We start from the raw sequence: 17,294 nt of genomic DNA on the forward strand, positions 1-17,294 counted from the left end.
ACCGCTTCAGGCTCAGATGAGGGAGGGGGCGGGTTTACGCCGTTCACCGAAGATCAGCCCGTGTAGCTCGGGATCCTGCATGTAGCGAAGGATTCGCGCCGGGTAATCGAGCTTGCCGTTGTGCAGATAGGCCAGGGTGGCCACGGTCTTGGCGCGACTGCGGTGCTGGCTCACATGGAATGTGGAGGCTGCCGGCTGCTCTAGCACCGACAGCAAGCGGGCCATCTTGCCGGCGAGCAATTCCACGTTGCGTTCGGGATCGAGCAGCTGGTTGCGGGCTTCTGCCACTTCGGCTGGGGTGGCGTCCTCGCGCAGCAAGCCTTGCTTGACCATTTCACTAAGGCCGAGCTGGGCAGGCCCGTGGGTGCTGAACAAGCCGGAGTGGGCTGCCAAGGGCAGATCTTCCCCTGGCTTGGCGTGCTGCATTTCGTCGAACAGGATCGCCGCCAGCAACATCGGGTTGATGCCCGTGCGGTTGCTCTCGCGCAACACCACAGGCCGGAGCGACTCCAGGCGGCTCACGGTGTGGCTGCGCAGGGGCGTGAGCTGGTCGACACCACGGGTGAACAGCTGGGCCAGCTTGGGCTGGGGGCCGTGCACGCCAAAACGACGTTGCAGCTCCTTGAGCTCTTCAGCGGTGAAGGTGGTGGGGTCGGCTTCGGGCTGCTCGGCGAGGCTCGAACGCTCGCGGATCGGGGTTGAGCTGTTACGGAGCCAGCCGTTGGTCACAACACTGCCAAGGCTCAGCATGGCCAAGCCAAGCGCCCCAGCGCAGAGCGCGGTGCGGGTGCTGCGGTAGCGAAGAGGCTGGCCCAGGACTGTGTGGGTATTAACCAAAGCTTACGAAGCCTGTCCACAGGTCTCCAGCCGGTGGTGGTTCGGTTGTGTGCTTGTCCACACAGTCGCGTTTCAGTCTTGGGTTTTCCTTGATTTTGCGCCTCAAAAGGGTTCTCCCACGGAGATTTCGCCGATAGGTTCCAGGGGCGCCTGCTTCAACCGGCTAGATGACACCCACCGCTTCCGCTCCCGGCGTTGATGCCAACAGCCAGTGGCAGCGGTTCTGCAGTCAGCTCTGGCACAACCCCAGCCTCGGTTTCTGGCTGGACGTGAGCCGGATGGGCCTCGATGAAGCCGTGCTCAGCAGCCTGAGGCCCCGCTTCAAGGAGGCCTTCCAGGCCATGCACGCGCTCGAGGGTGGCGCCATCGCCAATGCCGATGAGCAACGTCAGGTTGGCCACTACTGGCTACGCAACCCGCAGCTCGCTCCTGATCCCGCCAGCGGCCAGCACATCCAAGAGGAGATCGATCGCATCGAGGCCTTCGGCCGCGATGTGCTGAGCTGCGCCATCCAACCGGCGGCTGGTGATCGCTTTACCGATGTTCTGTGGATCGGCATCGGCGGCTCGGGCCTGGGCCCTTTGCTGATGATCCGTGCGCTGCAGGATCCCGGTGCTGGTCTGCCGTTCCACTTCTTCGACAACGTCGATCCCGACGGCATGCGCCGCACCCTGGCTTCCCTGGGGGATCGGCTCAAGACCACGCTGGTGATCGTGGTGAGCAAATCCGGCGGAACGCCTGAGCCCCACATCGGCATGCTCCAGGCCCGCCGTGCTGTCGAAGCAGCCGGTGGCACCTGGATTCGCCAGGCCGTGGCTGTGACCATGCTCGGCAGCCGCCTGGATCAGGAGGCGGAGCAAGGCGATTGGCTGGCCCGCTTCGACATGTTCGATTGGGTGGGCGGTCGCACCAGCATCACCAGCGCTGTTGGCCTGCTGCCCGGAGCGTTGATCGGCTCCGACATCCGAGCCTTCCTGGCAGGAGCGGCCGAGATGGATGCTGTGACCCGTGCAGCCACCAGCCTCGACAGCAACCCCGCCGCCCTGCTCGCAGCTGCTTGGTTCCACGCCGGTGGTGGCCGTGGTCAGCGCGACATGGTGGTGCTTCCCTACCGCGACCGGCTGGAGGTGTTCAGCCGCTACCTGCAGCAGCTGGTGATGGAGAGCCTCGGCAAGAAGCTTGATCGTCAGGGGAATGTGGTGCACCAAGGCATTGCCGTCTACGGCAATAAGGGCTCAACGGACCAGCACGCCTATGTGCAGCAGCTGCGCGATGGCGTCGACAACTATTTCGTGACGTTCATTGAGGTGCTCGAGGATCCCGGCGACATTCCGCCGCTGGAGGGCGAAAACCCCGGTGATTTCCTCGATGGCTTCCTGCAGGGCACCCGTTCAGCCCTCACGGAGGAGGGGCGCTTCAACCTCAGCATCACGATGCAGAAGCTTGATGCCCGCAGCCTCGGTGCCTTGATTGCTCTCTTCGAGCGTGCCGTGGGCTACTACGGCGAGTTGGTGAACATCAACGCCTACCACCAGCCCGGCGTGGAAGCAGGCAAGAAAGCTGCAGCCGCTCTGCTGGATCTCCAGGCGCGTCTCGAGCAGGCCATGGCCGACAAGCGCGAGCACACCCTCGCTGAGTTGCAAACGCTGATGGGCCTGCCCTCACCCGAGCCTCTGTATTGGATCCTGCGCCACCTCTGTGCCAATCGCCGCCACATTGATGCGCGCGGCGACTGGGGTCAGCCTGAGTCGTTGGTGTTTACCCACGACTGAGGCTCAGACGCCTCAAGGCACCAGGTTCACCAGCTTGCCCGGCACCACGATCACGCGGCTGGGGGCTTTGCCCTCCAGCCATTTCGCCGCGATCTCGCTCTCGAGGGCGAGCTTCTCGAGGGTGGCTTTGTCGGCATCAGCAGGCACCTCCAGGTTGCCGCGCACCTTGCCCTTGATCTGAATCACCAGGGGTACGGTGTCGCGCACCAGGGCTGAGGCGTCGGCCACTGGCCAACGTTGCGCGTGGATGCTGCTGCCGGCGAGGGCATCGCCGCTGTTGCGGCCGCCGAGCTTGAGCCAGAGTTCCTCGGCCAGATGGGGCGCGAAGGGCGCCAACAGGATCAGCAGGTTGCGCAGGGCCTCGCAGGCGAACACCTCGCCGCTGCCCTCGAGATGGCTGCCCATGGCATTGCTGAGCTTCATCAGCTCCGACACGGCGGTGTTGAACTGGTAATCGCCATCGAGGTCGTCGCTGATTTCGGTGATCGCCGTGTGCACGGCGCGGCGCAACTCCTGTTCATCGGGCTTGAGGCCAGCCGAAGCACTTGCCTCCGCGAGAGCTTGGGCCACGGCGTCTGCATTGCCGGCACCTGCCGCAAGGCTGAGGCCGCGCTCGCAGGCCGAATCCACGAGACGCCAAAGGCGTTGCAGGAAGCGGAACTGGCCTTCAACGTCGGCGTCATCCCACTCGAGGTCCTTTTCCGGCGGCGCCTTGAACAGGATGAACATGCGGGCCGTGTCGGCGCCGTATTTGTCGATCACCACGGCTGGATCCACGCCGTTGTACTTCGACTTCGACATCTTCTCGAAGAACGTCTCCAGCACCTCGCCGCTGACTGGATCGCGCGGATCGGTGGGATCGGCGACATCTGCCGGAGCGATGTATTTGCCGGTGTGCGGGTTCTTGTAGGTGATGCCCTGCACCATGCCCTGGGTGAGCAGGCGGGTGAAGGGCTCGTCGAAGCTCAGCAGGCCGCGATCGCGCAACACTTTGGTGAAGAAGCGCGAGTAGAGCAGGTGCAGGATCGCGTGCTCGATGCCGCCCACGTACTGGTCCACCGGCAGCCAGCTGTCGACGGCGTCTTTGCGGAAGGGGAGCTGGCTGTTCTTGGCATCGCTGTAGCGCAGGAAATACCAGCTGGAGCACATGAACGTGTCCATGGTGTCGGTCTCCCGCTTGGCGGGCTTGCCGCAGCAGGGGCAACTCACGTTCACCCAGCTCTCCAGTTGCGCCAGGGGTGAACCGCCTTTGCCGCTGAAGGCCACATCTCGGGGCAATTCCACCGGCAGTTGCTCAGCGGGCACGGGCACCACACCGCAGCTGTCGCAGTGGATCACCGGAATCGGGCAACCCCAGTAGCGCTGGCGTGAGATCAACCAGTCGCGCAGGCGGAACTGCACTTTTTCCTGGCCCCAGCCTTCCGCTGCTGCGGCCGCCGTGATCGCCTGCTTGGCTTGGCCGTTCGGCAGACCGTCGAAGCGGCCGGAGTGGATCAGCACTCCCCCTTCGGTCCAGGCGCTGCCTTCAAAGGCGTGCTCATCGCTGCCTTCGGGAACGATGACTTGCTGCACCGGCAGTTCGTACTGGCGGGCGAACAGGAAATCGCGTTGATCGTGGGCGGGCACACCCATCACCGCGCCAGTGCCGTACTCGGCGAGGACGTAATCGGCGATCCAGATCGGGATCAGCTCACCATTGGCAGGGTTGCGCACCTGGGCGCCGATGGGCACACCGCGCTTGGGCTTGTCTTCGGCGGTGCGTTCCTGCTCGCTCTGGCGGGAGACCAGATCGCAGAACGCTTCCACCGCAATCTGCTGTTCGGCCGTGGTGAGCTCAGCCACCAGCGGGTGCTCCGGGGCCAGCACCACGTACGACGCCCCGAAGATCGTGTCGGGCCGGGTGGTGAACACGGTGATGCGTTCGGCCGTGTCGTTGCCGGCGGCATCCACCACCGTGAACTGCAATTCAGCACCGGTGCTGCGGCCGATCCAGTTGGCCTGCATCGTGCGCACCCGCTCCGGCCAACCCTCGAGCTGGTTGAGGTCGTCGAGCAGTTGCTGGGCGTAGTCGGTGATCTTCAGGAACCACTGGCGCAGCTTGCGCTTTTCCACCAAGGCACCGGAGCGCCAGGAGCGGCCCTCGCTGTCCACCTGCTCGTTGGCGAGCACGGTCTGATCGATCGGATCCCAGTTGACCGTGGCGTCCTTTTGATAGGCGAGGCCCGCCTCCAGGAATTGCAGGAACAGCCACTGGGTCCAGCGGTAGTAATCGGCGTGGCAGGTGGCCACCTCGCGATCCCAATCGATCGAGAGCCCGAGTTGGTTGAGCTGCTCGCGCATCGAGGCGATGTTCTGGTCGGTCCAGCCGCCGGGATCCACACCCCGTTCGATGGCGGCGTTTTCAGCGGGTAGGCCGAAGGCATCCCAGCCCATGGGATGGAGCACTTTTTTGCCGCGCAGCCGTTGCACTCGTGCCACCACATCGGTGATCACGTAGTTGCGCACATGGCCCATGTGCAGGTTCCCCGAGGGATAGGGGAACATCGAGAGCGCGTAAAACGCTTCGTCGCCGGCTGCGAGCTCCGGCGTGTCATGCAGACCGTTCTCTCGCCAGGCCTGCTGCCAGCCGGTTTCGATCGACTGGGGTTGGTAGCGGCTGCTCTCGCTCACGGACGGGCTGGGGACGAGTGGGGGCGTGAGGCCGATGCTCCCACAGCCCTTCAAGGGGCCCTTACATGAGAGCTCGCAACAGGGCAATGGCGACGCGATTCACCAGCACTAGCTCACCCCCGCTGCTGGGCTCGAGGGCGAGGTAATCGGCATCCACCCAGCGGGGCACGCCCGTGAGAGTTGTGCCATCGAGAAGCTGAACAGCCAGGTTGGTGCGGCTGCGAATCCAGCTCTGCAGCTGACGGATCCCAGGCTGGGAGGTGTCGAACAGCGCAGCCCGGTTCTCCATGCTGCTCCCCATAGGATTTGCCTCAACCTCATGCCTGCCCAGGCAGGCTGCCGCGCGTGTCGTCCCCCAGCAAGACCCCGTTCAGTTCGCTGCAGGCTGAACTGAGCTTCAGCAAATACCAGGGGCTGGGTAACGACTTCCTGATGCTCGATGGCCGCAGCGCCAGCGATCCCGACTTCGTGTTCGGGTTGACGCCCGAGCTGGTGATCGAACTGTGTGACCGCCGCTTCGGCGTGGGTGGCGACGGCGTGATCCTGGCGCTTCCGGCCAACAACGGCGGCGAGTTGCGGATGCGCATCTTCAACGCCGATGGCACCGAACCGGAGATGTGCGGCAACGGCATCCGCTGCCTGGCGCGCTTCCTGGCGGACCGCGATGGCGACGGTGCCGGCCGCACCTGGCAGATCGACACTCTGGCGGGCCGGATCGTTCCGGAGCTCCTTCCCGACGGCACCATCCGCGTGGATATGGGCGCTCCCTTCCTCCACTCCGATCAGGTGCCCACCACTCTCCCGGTAGGAGCGGCGGGTCTGCCCCAGGGCGAGCTGGATGTCGATGGCGAAGTGTTTGCTGTGGCGGCCGCCGGCATGGGCAATCCCCATGTGGTGATTCCGGTGCCGCTGGTGGAGGAAATCGATCTGGAGCGCTTCGGGGCCCTGCTGGAGGTGCATCCAGCTTTCCCCGCCAAAACCAACGTGCACTTCGTGCAGGTTTTGAGCCCGGATCATTTGGTGATGCGGGTGTGGGAGCGGGGTGCAGGCCCCACCCTGGCCTGCGGCACCGGTGCCTGCGCCACCTTGGTGTCTTGCCACAGCCTCGGTCTGTGTGACCGCCGCGCGCGCCTGGATCTACCCGGTGGTCCGCTGCAGATCCACTGGGACGCCAGCAGCGGCAAGGTGTTCATGGATGGCCCAGCCGAGCATGTCTTTGACGCCGTGATCCCCGATCCCCGCGCCGTTGCTGAAGCTCGCAGCCAAGCAACACGTCAGGCACCCAACCTTGAAGAGGCCATCACTGCCCCCGTTGCCAGCCAGCCTCAGCAAGCCCCCCCTGAGATCGACTGCGCCACGGTTTGCACCAATGGCTGCATTCGCCCGGACAACTGCCCCAGCGCCGAGGCCCGCGCCCGGGTGGAAGCGCTGCTCAGTGGCCGTTCCCTCGACGACCTGGTGACCCTCGCCACCAACACGCTCGAATCCCGCACCCGCGCCCGCTTTGAGCGCGACAGCGGCCTGAGCGGCTGAGGCGATGGAGCCCCAGCCCCTCAGCCACTACCTCGATTGTTGCGCCACCACTCCGCTGGCGCCTGAGGTGGCTGAGCGGATGGCCTCGGTGCAGGCTCAGGCCTGGGCGAACCCCTCCAGCCTGCATGGCTTCGGTCTGGCAGCGGCGGAGCAGATGGAGCGTTCCCGCCACGGGGTGGCCGCGTTGCTCGGCTGCCGCGATGAGCGCGTGGTGTTTACATCCGGCGGCACCGAATCCATCCATCTGGCCCTGTTGGGCTGCGCTCCGGCACTGGAGACCCAAACCCCAGCTGGGCACCAACCCCGACTCGTGATCTCCGCCGTGGAGCACCCCGCGACGCGTGCAGCGGCGGCGGCTCTCAAGCAACGGGGATGGCAGGTGGCCGAAGTGCCTGTGGATGGCGTTGGAGTAGTGGATCTCCAAGCGCTGGAACGCTTGCTTGCCCCTCCCACGCGGCTGGTGTCGCTGATCTGGGGTCAGAGCGAGGTGGGCACAATTCAGCCCCTGCGACAGATCGGAGCGCTCTGCCGTGCGGCCGGGGTGTTCCTGCATGTGGATGCGGTGCAGGTGGTCGGACACCAGCCCGTGGCCATGGCCGATCTACCGGTGGATCTGCTCAGCCTGGCCGCCCACAAACTCCAGGGCCCCCGAGGGATTGGTGCCCTTCTGGTGCGTGCGGGACTCGATCTGCAACCCTGCCTGGCCGGCGGTGGGCAGGAAGGGGGCCTACGGGCTGGCACGGAGCCTGTGGCGTTGATCGCCGGTTTCGAAACCGCGCTCAAGCTGGCCTGTGATCGGCTCACCGACCATGGCGGGGTGGATCCCAGCGGCCGGCTTCGCAATCGCTTGTTCGAGGCCCTGCTCCAGCTGCCCGGGGTAGAGCGCAGCGGCCCGGACCCCTTGGCTTCTGACCATCCAGGCCGCCTACCCCATCACCTCAGCCTGCTGGTGCGCAGCCGATTTGGATCGTGGCTGAACGGTCGGCAATTGGTGCAAGCCCTCTGGCGAGAAGGTTGGGCCTGCAGCAGCGGCTCGGCCTGCAGCAGCAGCGGCTCCGCCGCCAGCTCAGTGCTCCTGGCCATGGGTCATGCACCGGAGCCGGCAGCCGCCGGTCTGCGGATCAGCCTGGGGCCGTGGCATGAGCCTGAGCTGCTCGAGCTGCTCCCAGCTGCCCTCGATCGCGCTCGAGCCACGCTTTAGGGTCGGCCGACCCGATCCACTCCCATGCTTCCCGCTGACCTGCGCCAAGCCGAAGAGGAGGCCTTGGCGGCCGTTCAGGCGGCCCTGGCCAGCCAGAGCCGGGGACTGTGGACCGTGGAGTTTCGCTTTGAAGGGTTGCGTATCCTGCCGGTGGCCCTGCGGTTGCTGGCCGCCCTCACCCCGCAACATCCGGAGGCGCGCTTGCTCTTCCCTGATGCCGGAGCCACGGCGCTGGCCAAGCGTGACGCCCTTGATCAGGCCCAGCAGTTGCTGGGGCTAGGAGATCTGCTTCGCCTCCAACAGGCCGATGGCGGCAGCGAGGGCCTGGTGCTGCTGGCGGCTCCGACCCCTGCCGATTACGAGGAGGTGGAATCGCTCTGCGCTCAGCACCGCGGATCGCTGGTGATGATCAACGGCCGCCTCGAGGATGCCGCAGTGGGCATCGGCACCGTCGCCCGTGAGCGCCGTAAAGGCTTCCTCTCGGAATGGCAGGCGGCCTATGGCCTCTTGCCCACCTCCGAGGGTGCACTGCGGCGGGCCTATCCGGCCGACTGGCAGTTCTATCGCCGCGATCCCGATGGTTACCGGAGCGTTTGCAGCTTTGAGCAGCGGCCCGACCGCGAGCAGCAATTGGAGGCACTGGAAGAGGCTGCCCGCTGAGCTTGTGCCCACCGGACACGCTCCTTACAGTTCGGTGTCTGCTGTTGCGCCATGGCTGAATCCACCCGTCGTTTCTCCCTGGTGGATGCGGGAGCAGCTGCGGCTGTGTTGATGGCTGCGGCAGGTGTGATCTGGAGCCCCAAACTCAGCGGCGCCGTAGCCAGGGCCACCGGTGGCTTGGTGCCCGTAACGGTGATGGTGGATGTGCGTGGCGTTCCCGTCGCTAACCCGGCAGCCCTGATCGAGGGGGCCCGCAGTGCCGGCAAGGTGGCGATCGTGATTCGAAACCAACCCCACGGCAGCGTGCCGGTGGAACAGGTGATCCCGCTGCAGCGCCGCCTGGCCGCCGTGATGCCGGATGGCAAGGTCGTGAGCGCACCCGATCCCAATCAGGATCAGTTCCCGAGCCTGGATGCTCGCTTTGTGCTCAAGGGTGAGGGCCGTAAAGGCGCCGATGGGGTGGTGTTCGGCAACCAGAATCTGAAAATCGGCGCCCCCGTTGAATTGGAGGGTCGTGATTTCCGGGTCACCGGCTCGGTGACCGGCCTGCAGGTGGGCTCCTGAGATGAGCGCACGACTGCTGCTGACGGCGCTGCTCCCCCTCGGCCTCAGCCTTCCCGTTGTCGCGCTTGAGCTGCCGGCGGATGTGCCCACGGTGGCCGCCAGCAGTCTTCCGGCCGCGCCACCGCCTGTCGGTCTGCCGCAGCTGCAACGGCAGGTGAGCTGCCCGGCCCTGCAGCAACGCATCGCTTCGGTGGTGGGTGGGGAAGCTTCGGTGTGGAGCGTCACGGTGGCGGATGCCCAGGGCCGTCTTCTGGCGGATGTGAATGGCACACGACCGCGCATCCCAGCGTCCAATCAGAAGCTGATCAGCACTGCCATCGCCCTCGATCGCCTCGGGCCCGACTACCGGCTCACCACCCGGCTCTGGCGTCAGCCCGATGGCACGTTCCAGATCACCGGAGAAGGCGATCCCGATCTGGATCTCGCTCAGTTGCAACGCTTCGCCAAGTTGGCGATGGGCTCCGGGGGCAGCAGTGGTCAAACCAGTGCTCCACTCACCATCCAATTGGTGGAAGAACCGAAGCAACGTTGGTGGCCCCAGGGCTGGGAGTGGGCCGACCGAGCCGAGGCCTACGGCGCGCCGATCACCCGGCTAGCCCTCACCAGCAATGCGCTCGACATGGCGGTAGCGAATCCGCCCAGCCGCATGCAGAAGCTGTTGGGGCAGGAAATCAAACGCCAGGGTGGTAGCGCGGCGATCCGGCTGGTGCCGGTCACCAGTGCCAACACCGATACGGCCACGCTGCTGCACGAGGAACGCTCGGTGGGCATGCACGGGCTCCTCAGCCTTGCCAATACCGATAGCCATAACTTCACCTCCGAAGTGCTGCTGCGCCAGGGCACCGGCAGCTGGGATCTGCCGCAGGCACGCCAGCAGGCCATGCAGTGGCTGTCGGCTCAGGGTCTGCCGATGGCTGGTGTGACGGTGGTCGATGGCAGTGGGCTGGATCGCGGCAATCGCGTCACCAGCCGCTTGCTGGCGGCGCTGTTGTTGCGCATGGCGCAGCACCCCTACGCCAACAACTATTGGGCCTCCATGGCGATCGCAGGCCAGCGGGGCACCCTGCGCAGCCTCTGGCGCGGCAGTGAACTCGACGGTCGCTTCCGCGGCAAGACCGGCACGATCACGGGTGTGAGATCGATCAGCGGCGTGCTGGAGACACCCGATGGTGTGCGGTACGTGAGCATGGTGTCGAATGGTGCCGGCTCACCCAACAGCACCATCGGTGAGATCCTGCGCCAGAGCCGGCTGGCGGGACTCTGCCCGCCGCAAGCACCAACGCCCCAAGCGCTTTAGCGCTGGCCTGCTGCGCGCTTGATGCGTTCGGCGGCGCGGCGGGCGCGGCTGATCGGCACGGCCTGCTCCTCATTCGAGCGGGCCTGCTGCACCAAGGTGGTGGGATCGACGGCCTGCAGTCGCACCAATTCGCGGCGGCCGGCCACCACGACCTGCCCCATGTCCTTGAGGCGGCCTTCCAACTCCGTCAGGACCTGTTCGGCGTAGCGGTTGGCGCCCTCCTGAATCGTGGCGGCCTCCTGGCGGCTGCGGCTGATCAGGGCTTCGCACTGCTGTTGGGTTTGTTGGCGGAACTGCAGGGCATCGTTCTGCACGCGTTCGGCCTCGGCCTGGCTGCTCTGCTGCAGCCGCATCGCCTCCTGGCGGATTTTTTCCAGCTCCGTGAGGCTTTGCTGGCGCGATTGCTCGTGTTGCTCAGCCAGTTGGCGCTTCAGCTCGAGCGCCTCCTGATCCAGTTGCTGGCGCCGCTGCAGCGCTTCCTGCTCCAATTGCTGACGGCGCTGGCTGAACTGTTGCTCCATTTGGGCCATGCGGGCCTGGTGCTCCTGCTCGGCCTTCGCCAGTTGTTGGCGGGCTTGGGTGAGCAGCTGTTCCCCCTGCTGACGACCCTGCTCGCGGAGCTCAGCGCCCTGGCGCTCAGCTTCCTGACGAATCGCCTGGCTGTTGATCAGTTGTTCGCGCTGTGCCTTGGCCTGCTGCAGCAGTTCCTCAGCCTGCTGACGGGCTTGCCCGATGAATTCATCCTTCTTGGCCACAAGCTCCTCGGCCTGGGCCAGCTGCGGCGGCAGGGCTTCGCGCAGCGCATCTATCAACTCGATGGCGTCCTGTTCATTCACCAAGCGCCCACCGCTGAACGGCACCCGGGTGCCGTCGAGAACGATGTCCTCCAGTTGATCGAGCTGGTCGAGCACGGAAGTGAGCTGTGCCTCAGCCATCAGATGCGATCAAGGGGATGACTGATTAAAAAGCCTCGCTAGGTCGTTGGCCACTCCTATGGGCACCATGTGACCGACACTGCCGCCGAAGCGTGCGACTTCTTTCACCACGGAGCTGCTGAGAAAGCTGTGGGTGGTGGCCGTGGCGAGAAACAGTGTTTCCAACTGAGGCGCCAGGCTCTTGTTGGTGTGGGCGATCTGCAGTTCGTATTCGAAATCGCTGAGCGCGCGTAACCCCCGCAGGATCACCCCGGCCCCGCAGGTCTGAGCAAAGTCAACGGTTAGCCCATCGAAGGCCGCCACCTGAACAGTGCTGAGGTGTTGCGTGGCCTGGCGGATCTGCTCCAAGCGCTGCTCCACGCTGAAGCAGGGGTTTTTGCTGGGGTTGCGCAACACCGCCACGGTGAGCGAGCTGAACAGGTGAGAGCCCCGCTCGATGACGTCGAGGTGCCCCAGGGTGAGGGGATCGAAACTGCCGGGATAGAGGGCCTGCATGGCCCGATCCTATGGAGCGGCATCCGCTCGGGCGGTCATCCGGCCAGCCCGCGTCCTGCAAGGGTTTCTAGAGTTCGACCAGGATCCAGTTCTCCGAGCTCGTCGCCCATGGCCCTCAACGCCGACGCCAAGAAAACCCTGCTGCGCAAGATCCCCCATGGGGTGTTCATCTGCGGTGTGGCTGAAGGCGATGAGGTGAACGGTTTCACCGCCAGCTGGGTGACGCAGGGCTCCTTTGAGCCTCCCTTGGTGGTGATGGCTGTGCGCGCCGACAGCACCAGCAACGGCATGATCCAGCGCACCGGCCGCTTCTCACTGAACGTGCTGGCGGCCGACCAGAAGGATCTGGCGGCGGTGTTCTTCAAGCCCCAGAAGGGCGTGGGTGGTCGTTTTGATGCCGCCCCCTATCAATTGGGCGAGCTGGGCCTGCCGGTGCTGAATGACGCCCTCGGTGCCGTGGAGTGCGAGCTGGTGGGGCAAGTGGCCCACGGCGATCACACCGTGTTTGTAGGTGAGGTGAAAAGTGCTGTGCTGCATCGCGATGAGGCAGCCCTCGAGCTGAGCAGCACCGGCTGGCAGTACGGCGGCTGAGTCGCGCCGCTTGAGCACGATCCAGCCACTCCTTCAAGACCCGCCTCGGCTGAAGGCGCGCCTGAAGGAGGTGCCCGCCGAGCCGGGTTGCTATCTGATGCGCGACGCAGAGGACCGCATCCTCTACATCGGCAAAGCGAAGGTGCTGCGCAATCGCGTGCGCAGCTACTTCCAGAGCGGTAGTGGTCACGGCCACTCGCCGCGCATTGCCTTGATGGTGCGGCAGGTCTGCGAGATCGAGTTCATCGTCACCGACAGCGAGGCGGAAGCGCTCGCCCTCGAGGCGAATCTGATCAAGAACCATCAACCGCACTTCAACGTGCTGCTGAAGGACGACAAGAAATATCCCTATCTCTGCATCACCTGGAGCGAGGCCTATCCCCGCATCTTCATCACGCGGCGGCGGCGCTTTCGTTCCCCATTGGATCGGTTCTACGGCCCCTATGTGGATGTGGGCCTGTTGCGCCGCACCCTCGGCCTGGTGAAACGGGTGTTCCCGCTGCGGCAGCGACCGCAGCCATTGCATAAAGACCGCACCTGCCTCAATTACGACATCGGGCGCTGCCCAGGGGTCTGCCAGGAAAAAATCAGCTCGGAGGACTACCACCGCACCCTGCGCCAGGTGGCGATGGTGTTCCAAGGGCGCAATGAGGAGTTGCTGCAGCTGCTGCAGGAGCAGATGGAGCGCTATGCCGAGCGGCTTGATTTCGAAAGTGCCGCGCGGGTGCGCGATCAGCTGCAGGGGATCGACACCCTCACGGCCGATCAAAAGATGAGCCTGGGCGACAGCTCGGTGAGCCGGGATGTGCTTGCCCTGGCGGCGGATGAACGGGTGGCCGCCGTGCAGCTGTTCCAGATGCGTGCGGGCAAGCTCGTGGGTCGTCTGGGCTTCACCGCTGATGCCATCGGTCTGCCCACCGAGGAGGAGCGACCTGAGGCGTTGGGGCGGATCCTGCAGACCGTGATTGAGGAGCATTACAGCCAGGTGGAGCCGGTGGAGATTCCGCCGGAGCTGTTGCTTCAGGTGCCCTTACCGCAACAGGAGCTGATCGAGGAGTGGCTGACCGAATTGCGCGGTCGCAAGGTGCGCCTCGCCGTGCCGCAGCGCTCCCAGAAGGCTGACCTGATCGAACTGGTCACCCGCAACGCCGCCTATGAACTGGAGCGGGCCCGCCGCGCCAGCGAGCAGAACCTGCTGGCAACAGAGGATTTGGCCCAATTGCTGGAGCTGCCGACTCCACCGCGGCGGATCGAGGGCTACGACATCAGCCACATCCAGGGGAGCGATGCGGTGGCCTCTCAGGTGGTGTTCATCGATGGCCTGCCGGCCAAACAGCACTACCGCAAATACAAGATCCAGAGCAGCTCGATCCGCGCGGGCCACTCCGACGACTTCATGGCCATGGCTGAAATCATGCGGCGCCGTTTTCGCCGCTGGGCCCAGGCCAAAGCAGAGGGTGCAGATCTCCGTGAGCTGCGCCGTGCTGCAGGGACGGCGCTGCACACCGGCGGGCTCAACGATTGGCCCGATGTGGTGATGATCGACGGCGGCAAGGGCCAGCTCTCGGCCGTGATGGAAGCGTTGCGGGAGCTGAACCTCGATGAAGAGCTGGTGGTGTGTTCCCTCGCCAAGCAGCGCGAGGAGGTGTTTGTTCCGGGCGCCAAACAACCGCTGGAGAGCGAGCCGGACCAACTCGGCGTGCAGCTCTTGTGCCGCCTACGGGATGAAGCCCACCGCTTTGCGGTGAGCTTCCACCGCCAGCAACGGGGTGAACGAATGAAGCGCTCCCGTCTCTCGGATATTCCCGGCCTGGGCCCGAAGCGAATCAAGGAGCTCCTGGCCCACTTCCGCTCCATCGATGCCATCCAGCTGGCCAGTGTGGAGAGCCTGGCTGCCGCCCCTGGGATGGGCCCCGGTTTGGCCCGCGTGGTTTGGGATTACTTCCATCCCCAGGACCTACCGGCTCCAGCTGAGCAGGAGAATGAACAACCGTTGGAGCTGGCTGGTTGAAGGGAATCCGCTCCCGCGTGTGTGCAGTGGTCTTGCTGCTGCTGATGGCTCTGGGGAGCTGGCCCGCGCTCGCCGTTGCCGCGCCGGGGTTGTGCGTGGGCCCGATCTGCGGTGATGAGATCACCCGCAGCGCCAAGCATCATTTCCAGCTGCGCATGCGCGTGAGCGATCAGCAGGGGCATCGCGAACGGCTCACCGTGGATTGCCGCACCGGCGGTCTCAGCCCTGCCGCTGGTCTGGTGGAGCGTGGCTACGCCGCCGCCGTGGCCCGCAAGGCATGCCGCCTGGCGGGAGAAGCACCGGCATGAGTGTTGGGATCTGGGTGCTGGGTGATCAACTCAACAGCGCCCAGGCAGCGCTGGCTGGTTGTGACCCCAGCACCGCCCGCGTGCTCCTGGTGGAGAGCACCTCGGTGTTGGAACGGCGCGCTTATCACCGCCAGAAATTGGTATTGGTGTGGAGTGCCATGCGCCACTTCGCCGCGGAGCTCCGCGAGCTCGGCTGGCAAGTGGATCTCCTCGAAACGGATCGTTTCAGCACAGCCGTCGCTGCTTGGGTTGCTGAGCACGGGATCACGCTGCTCCAGGTGATGGAGCCCGCTGACCGGGGCTTCCGCCAGGCGATTGATGCACTGGATCTTCCGATTCCCGTGCAGTGGATCGAGAGCAATGCCTTTCTCTGGAGCCGTGAAGCCTTTGCCGCCTGGGCTGAGGGCTACAAACAGCTACGCCTGGAGTTTTTCTATCGGGAGGGCCGCCGCCGCTTCGGCGTGCTGATGGAGGGGGAGGGCAAAGCGGCTCAACCCCTGGGCGGGCAATGGAATTTTGATGCCGATAACCGCAAGGCCCCGCCGAAGGGTCTGCAGGGCCCGGCGCCCCTGTGGTTTGAACCCGATGGGATCACCCAGGCGGTGATCGACAAGGTGGAGCAGCTCGATCAGCAGCGTCGAGAGGCCGGCCTTGCCCCACTCCCTGGGGATCTAGAGCCGTTCGGTTGGGCGGTGACGCGCCAGCAGGCTCTGGCCGTGCTCGAGCACTTCATTGCCACACGTCTGGCGGGTTTTGGGCCGTACCAAGACGCCATGGTGAGCGGTGAGCCCACCCTCTGGCATGCGCTGCTCTCCCCGTACCTCAACCTCGGCCTGCTGCATCCGCTTGAGGTGATTCGCCGTTTGGAGCAGGCGGGGCTGGAGCAGCAGGTGCCCCTGGCTGGACTGGAAGGTGTGATCCGGCAAATCCTCGGGTGGCGCGAATACACCCATGGCCTCTACCACTGGTTCGGCAGCGACTACCCCAGGCTGAATCACTTCCACGCGGCTGTGCCGTTGCCGGTCTGGTTTGACCAGCTGGGCGGAAGTGGCTTGCGCTGCCTCGACACCGTTTTCACTGAGCTGCGGCGATCGGGTTATGCCCACCACATTCAGCGGTTAATGGTGCTGGCCAATTACGGCCTGATCGCAGGTCTGGATCCCCAGGCCCTCACCGCCTGGTTCCATCGCATGTTCATCGATGGCCATGACTGGGTGATGCAGACCAACGTGATTGGCATGGGGCTGTTTGCCGATGGCGGCCGTCTGGCCAGCAAGCCCTATGCCGCCAGTGGCAACTACATCAAGCGGATGAGCACGTACTGCCAGGGCTGCCGTTACGACGTGAAGCAGCGGCATGGTGCGAAGGCCTGTCCGTTCAACAGTCTCTACTGGGACTTCCTGGATCGCAATCGGGAGGAGTTGCGCCGGAATCCACGCATGGCGCTGGTGATGAAGCAACTGGAGAAGTTGCCGGATGCAGAGCTGGAGCTGATTCGAGCCGCGGCTGAACAGCACCGCAGCGCAATGGTTACAACAGCTGCTTGACAGGGGCGGCCCTGCAGCGGATCCTGGGCTCCCACCAGATATGGGTCCATGACCGAGCGCTCCACCACCACTAGTGCAAGTCAGGTGGAGCTGCATGCCCTGGATGTGGAGCTGCCGGTGGACCTAGCGCAGGCCGTTGAGGGCTATGTCGCCCAGCGGCCGGGCCTTGATCCAGCCCGTCTACTGCAGACCGCGCTGGCCCAGTTTTTGGTGCAACAGGGTGGTGCCCGGCCAGAAGTGCGCGAGCTCTACCTTGATGGCCTGTTTGGCACCGGTTTGTGATCGCACCCCTGGCCGCCCTTCCGCCTGAGGCCTACCTCTGGTTCAAAACCCTCCACATCGTCGGGGTGGTGGTTTGGTTCGCCGGTCTCTTTTATTTGGTGCGCCTGTTCATCTATCACCGCGAAGCCGAGGAGCTGGAACCGGCGCTGCGGGAGCCCTTCCAGGCCCAGTACGGCCTGATGGAGAAGCGGCTGGCCAACATCATCACGACCCCCGGCATGGTGGTGGCCGTGACCATGGCGGTGGGTCTGCTGGTGAGCAATCCCGCCTGGCTGCAGCAGGGTTGGATGCACGCCAAGCTGGCCTTTGTGGCAGCGCTCTTGGCGTATCACGTTTTTTGCTACCGCCTGATGGGGCAGCTGCAGAAGGGTGCCTGCACCTGGAGCCCGAAACAGCTGCGCGCCTTGAACGAGCTGCCCACGCTGCTGCTGGTGATTGTGGTGATGTTGGTGGTCTTCAAAAACCAGTTCCCCACCGGAGCGGCCACCTGGTTCATCGTGGCCTTGGTGGTGTTCATGGCCGCCTCGATTCAGTTCTATGCCCGCTGGCGCCGCTTGCGCGCTGAGCGGGAAGCCGCCAGCGCTGTCTGAG

The 17,294-nt window shown here is 65.0% G+C and carries 17 protein-coding genes; 12 read left to right on the forward strand and 5 right to left on the reverse strand.

Going from position 1 to position 17,294, the window contains the following annotated elements; genetic code table 11:
- Nucleotides 1-12 precede the first annotated feature (12 nt).
- On the reverse strand, nt 13-750 hold the full coding sequence (locus CB0101_RS02695; protein WP_010308593.1) for a hypothetical protein: 738 nt from the start codon (nt 748-750) through the stop codon (nt 13-15).
- 254 nt (nt 751-1,004) lie between these two features.
- Here CB0101_RS02695 and CB0101_RS02700 point away from each other — a divergent pair, with 254 nt between their 5' ends.
- Nucleotides 1,005-2,609 carry a glucose-6-phosphate isomerase gene (locus tag CB0101_RS02700; RefSeq protein WP_136643942.1) on the forward strand — a complete coding sequence of 535 codons (1,605 nt, stop codon included), beginning with the start codon at nt 1,005-1,007 and terminating at the stop codon, nt 2,607-2,609.
- Between the two features lie 12 nt (nt 2,610-2,621).
- On the opposite strand, the gene leuS is transcribed toward CB0101_RS02700, so the two are convergent.
- Nucleotides 2,622-5,315 (reverse strand): leucine--tRNA ligase, encoded by a 2,694-nt coding sequence (gene leuS, locus CB0101_RS02705; protein WP_050778776.1) that lies wholly within the window; start codon nt 5,313-5,315, stop codon nt 2,622-2,624.
- Between the two features lie 25 nt (nt 5,316-5,340).
- Nucleotides 5,341-5,568 carry a hypothetical protein gene (locus tag CB0101_RS02710; RefSeq protein ID WP_043717565.1) on the reverse strand — a complete coding sequence of 76 codons (228 nt, stop codon included), beginning with the start codon at nt 5,566-5,568 and terminating at the stop codon, nt 5,341-5,343.
- Nucleotides 5,569-5,624: 56 nt separating this feature from the next.
- On the opposite strand from CB0101_RS02710, the gene dapF reads away from it, so the two are divergent.
- Genes dapF through CB0101_RS02735 form a run of 5 tightly spaced genes read left to right on the forward strand, consistent with a single transcriptional unit; the run spans nt 5,625 to nt 10,534 of the window.
- The gene (dapF, locus tag CB0101_RS02715; protein ID WP_010308554.1) at nt 5,625-6,812 is read left to right on the forward strand and encodes a diaminopimelate epimerase; all 1,188 of its coding nucleotides are present in this window, start codon (nt 5,625-5,627) and stop codon (nt 6,810-6,812) included.
- Nucleotides 6,813-6,816: 4 nt separating this feature from the next.
- Entirely contained in the window at nt 6,817-8,013 is a 1,197-nt protein-coding gene (locus CB0101_RS02720) for a cysteine desulfurase family protein (protein WP_010308550.1), read from the forward strand.
- 24 nt (nt 8,014-8,037) lie between these two features.
- Nucleotides 8,038-8,673: a DUF1995 family protein gene (locus tag CB0101_RS02725; RefSeq protein WP_010308545.1), complete on the forward strand. Its 636-nt coding sequence runs from the start codon at nt 8,038-8,040 to the stop codon at nt 8,671-8,673.
- A 51-nt stretch (nt 8,674-8,724) separates the two neighbouring features.
- Nucleotides 8,725-9,237, forward strand: coding sequence for a DUF4330 domain-containing protein (locus tag CB0101_RS02730; protein WP_010308541.1), 513 nt, complete (start codon nt 8,725-8,727; stop codon nt 9,235-9,237).
- 1 nt (nt 9,238) lies between these two features.
- Nucleotides 9,239-10,534, forward strand: coding sequence for a D-alanyl-D-alanine carboxypeptidase (locus CB0101_RS02735; RefSeq protein WP_010308538.1), 1,296 nt, complete (start codon nt 9,239-9,241; stop codon nt 10,532-10,534).
- On the opposite strand, the gene CB0101_RS02740 is transcribed toward CB0101_RS02735, so the two are convergent.
- Nucleotides 10,531-11,469: a hypothetical protein gene (locus CB0101_RS02740; protein WP_010308534.1), complete on the reverse strand. Its 939-nt coding sequence runs from the start codon at nt 11,467-11,469 to the stop codon at nt 10,531-10,533. The genes CB0101_RS02735 and CB0101_RS02740 overlap by 4 nt on opposite strands.
- 9 nt (nt 11,470-11,478) lie before the next feature.
- Nucleotides 11,479-11,964, reverse strand: coding sequence for a pantetheine-phosphate adenylyltransferase (gene coaD / locus CB0101_RS02745; protein ID WP_010308531.1), 486 nt, complete (start codon nt 11,962-11,964; stop codon nt 11,479-11,481).
- A 108-nt stretch (nt 11,965-12,072) separates the two neighbouring features.
- On the opposite strand from coaD, the gene CB0101_RS02750 reads away from it, so the two are divergent.
- From CB0101_RS02750 to hemJ, 6 genes are read left to right on the forward strand one after another with little or no spacing between them, the layout of a single operon-like run.
- Nucleotides 12,073-12,555 carry a flavin reductase family protein gene (locus CB0101_RS02750; RefSeq protein ID WP_010308527.1) on the forward strand — a complete coding sequence of 161 codons (483 nt, stop codon included), beginning with the start codon at nt 12,073-12,075 and terminating at the stop codon, nt 12,553-12,555.
- Nucleotides 12,556-12,565: 10 nt separating this feature from the next.
- Nucleotides 12,566-14,566, forward strand: a complete 2,001-nt coding sequence (gene uvrC / locus CB0101_RS02755; RefSeq protein ID WP_010308524.1) for an excinuclease ABC subunit UvrC — start codon at nt 12,566-12,568, stop codon at nt 14,564-14,566.
- A 44-nt stretch (nt 14,567-14,610) separates the two neighbouring features.
- Entirely contained in the window at nt 14,611-14,874 is a 264-nt protein-coding gene (locus CB0101_RS02760) for a hypothetical protein (protein WP_050778774.1), read from the forward strand.
- Nucleotides 14,871-16,421 (forward strand): cryptochrome/photolyase family protein, encoded by a 1,551-nt coding sequence (locus tag CB0101_RS02765; protein ID WP_010308518.1) that lies wholly within the window; start codon nt 14,871-14,873, stop codon nt 16,419-16,421. The genes CB0101_RS02760 and CB0101_RS02765 overlap by 4 nt, the downstream gene beginning before the upstream one ends.
- Before the next feature lie 48 nt (nt 16,422-16,469).
- Nucleotides 16,470-16,703 (forward strand): DUF2811 domain-containing protein, encoded by a 234-nt coding sequence (locus CB0101_RS02770; RefSeq protein WP_010308516.1) that lies wholly within the window; start codon nt 16,470-16,472, stop codon nt 16,701-16,703.
- On the forward strand, nt 16,700-17,293 hold the full coding sequence (gene hemJ, locus CB0101_RS02775) for a protoporphyrinogen oxidase HemJ (RefSeq protein WP_010308513.1): 594 nt from the start codon (nt 16,700-16,702) through the stop codon (nt 17,291-17,293). Before CB0101_RS02770 ends, hemJ begins: the two co-directional genes overlap by 4 nt.
- Nucleotide 17,294 lies beyond the last annotated feature (1 nt).

Source organism: Synechococcus sp. CB0101, assembly GCF_000179235.2.
Taxonomy (GTDB): domain Bacteria; phylum Cyanobacteriota; class Cyanobacteriia; order PCC-6307; family Cyanobiaceae; genus Vulcanococcus.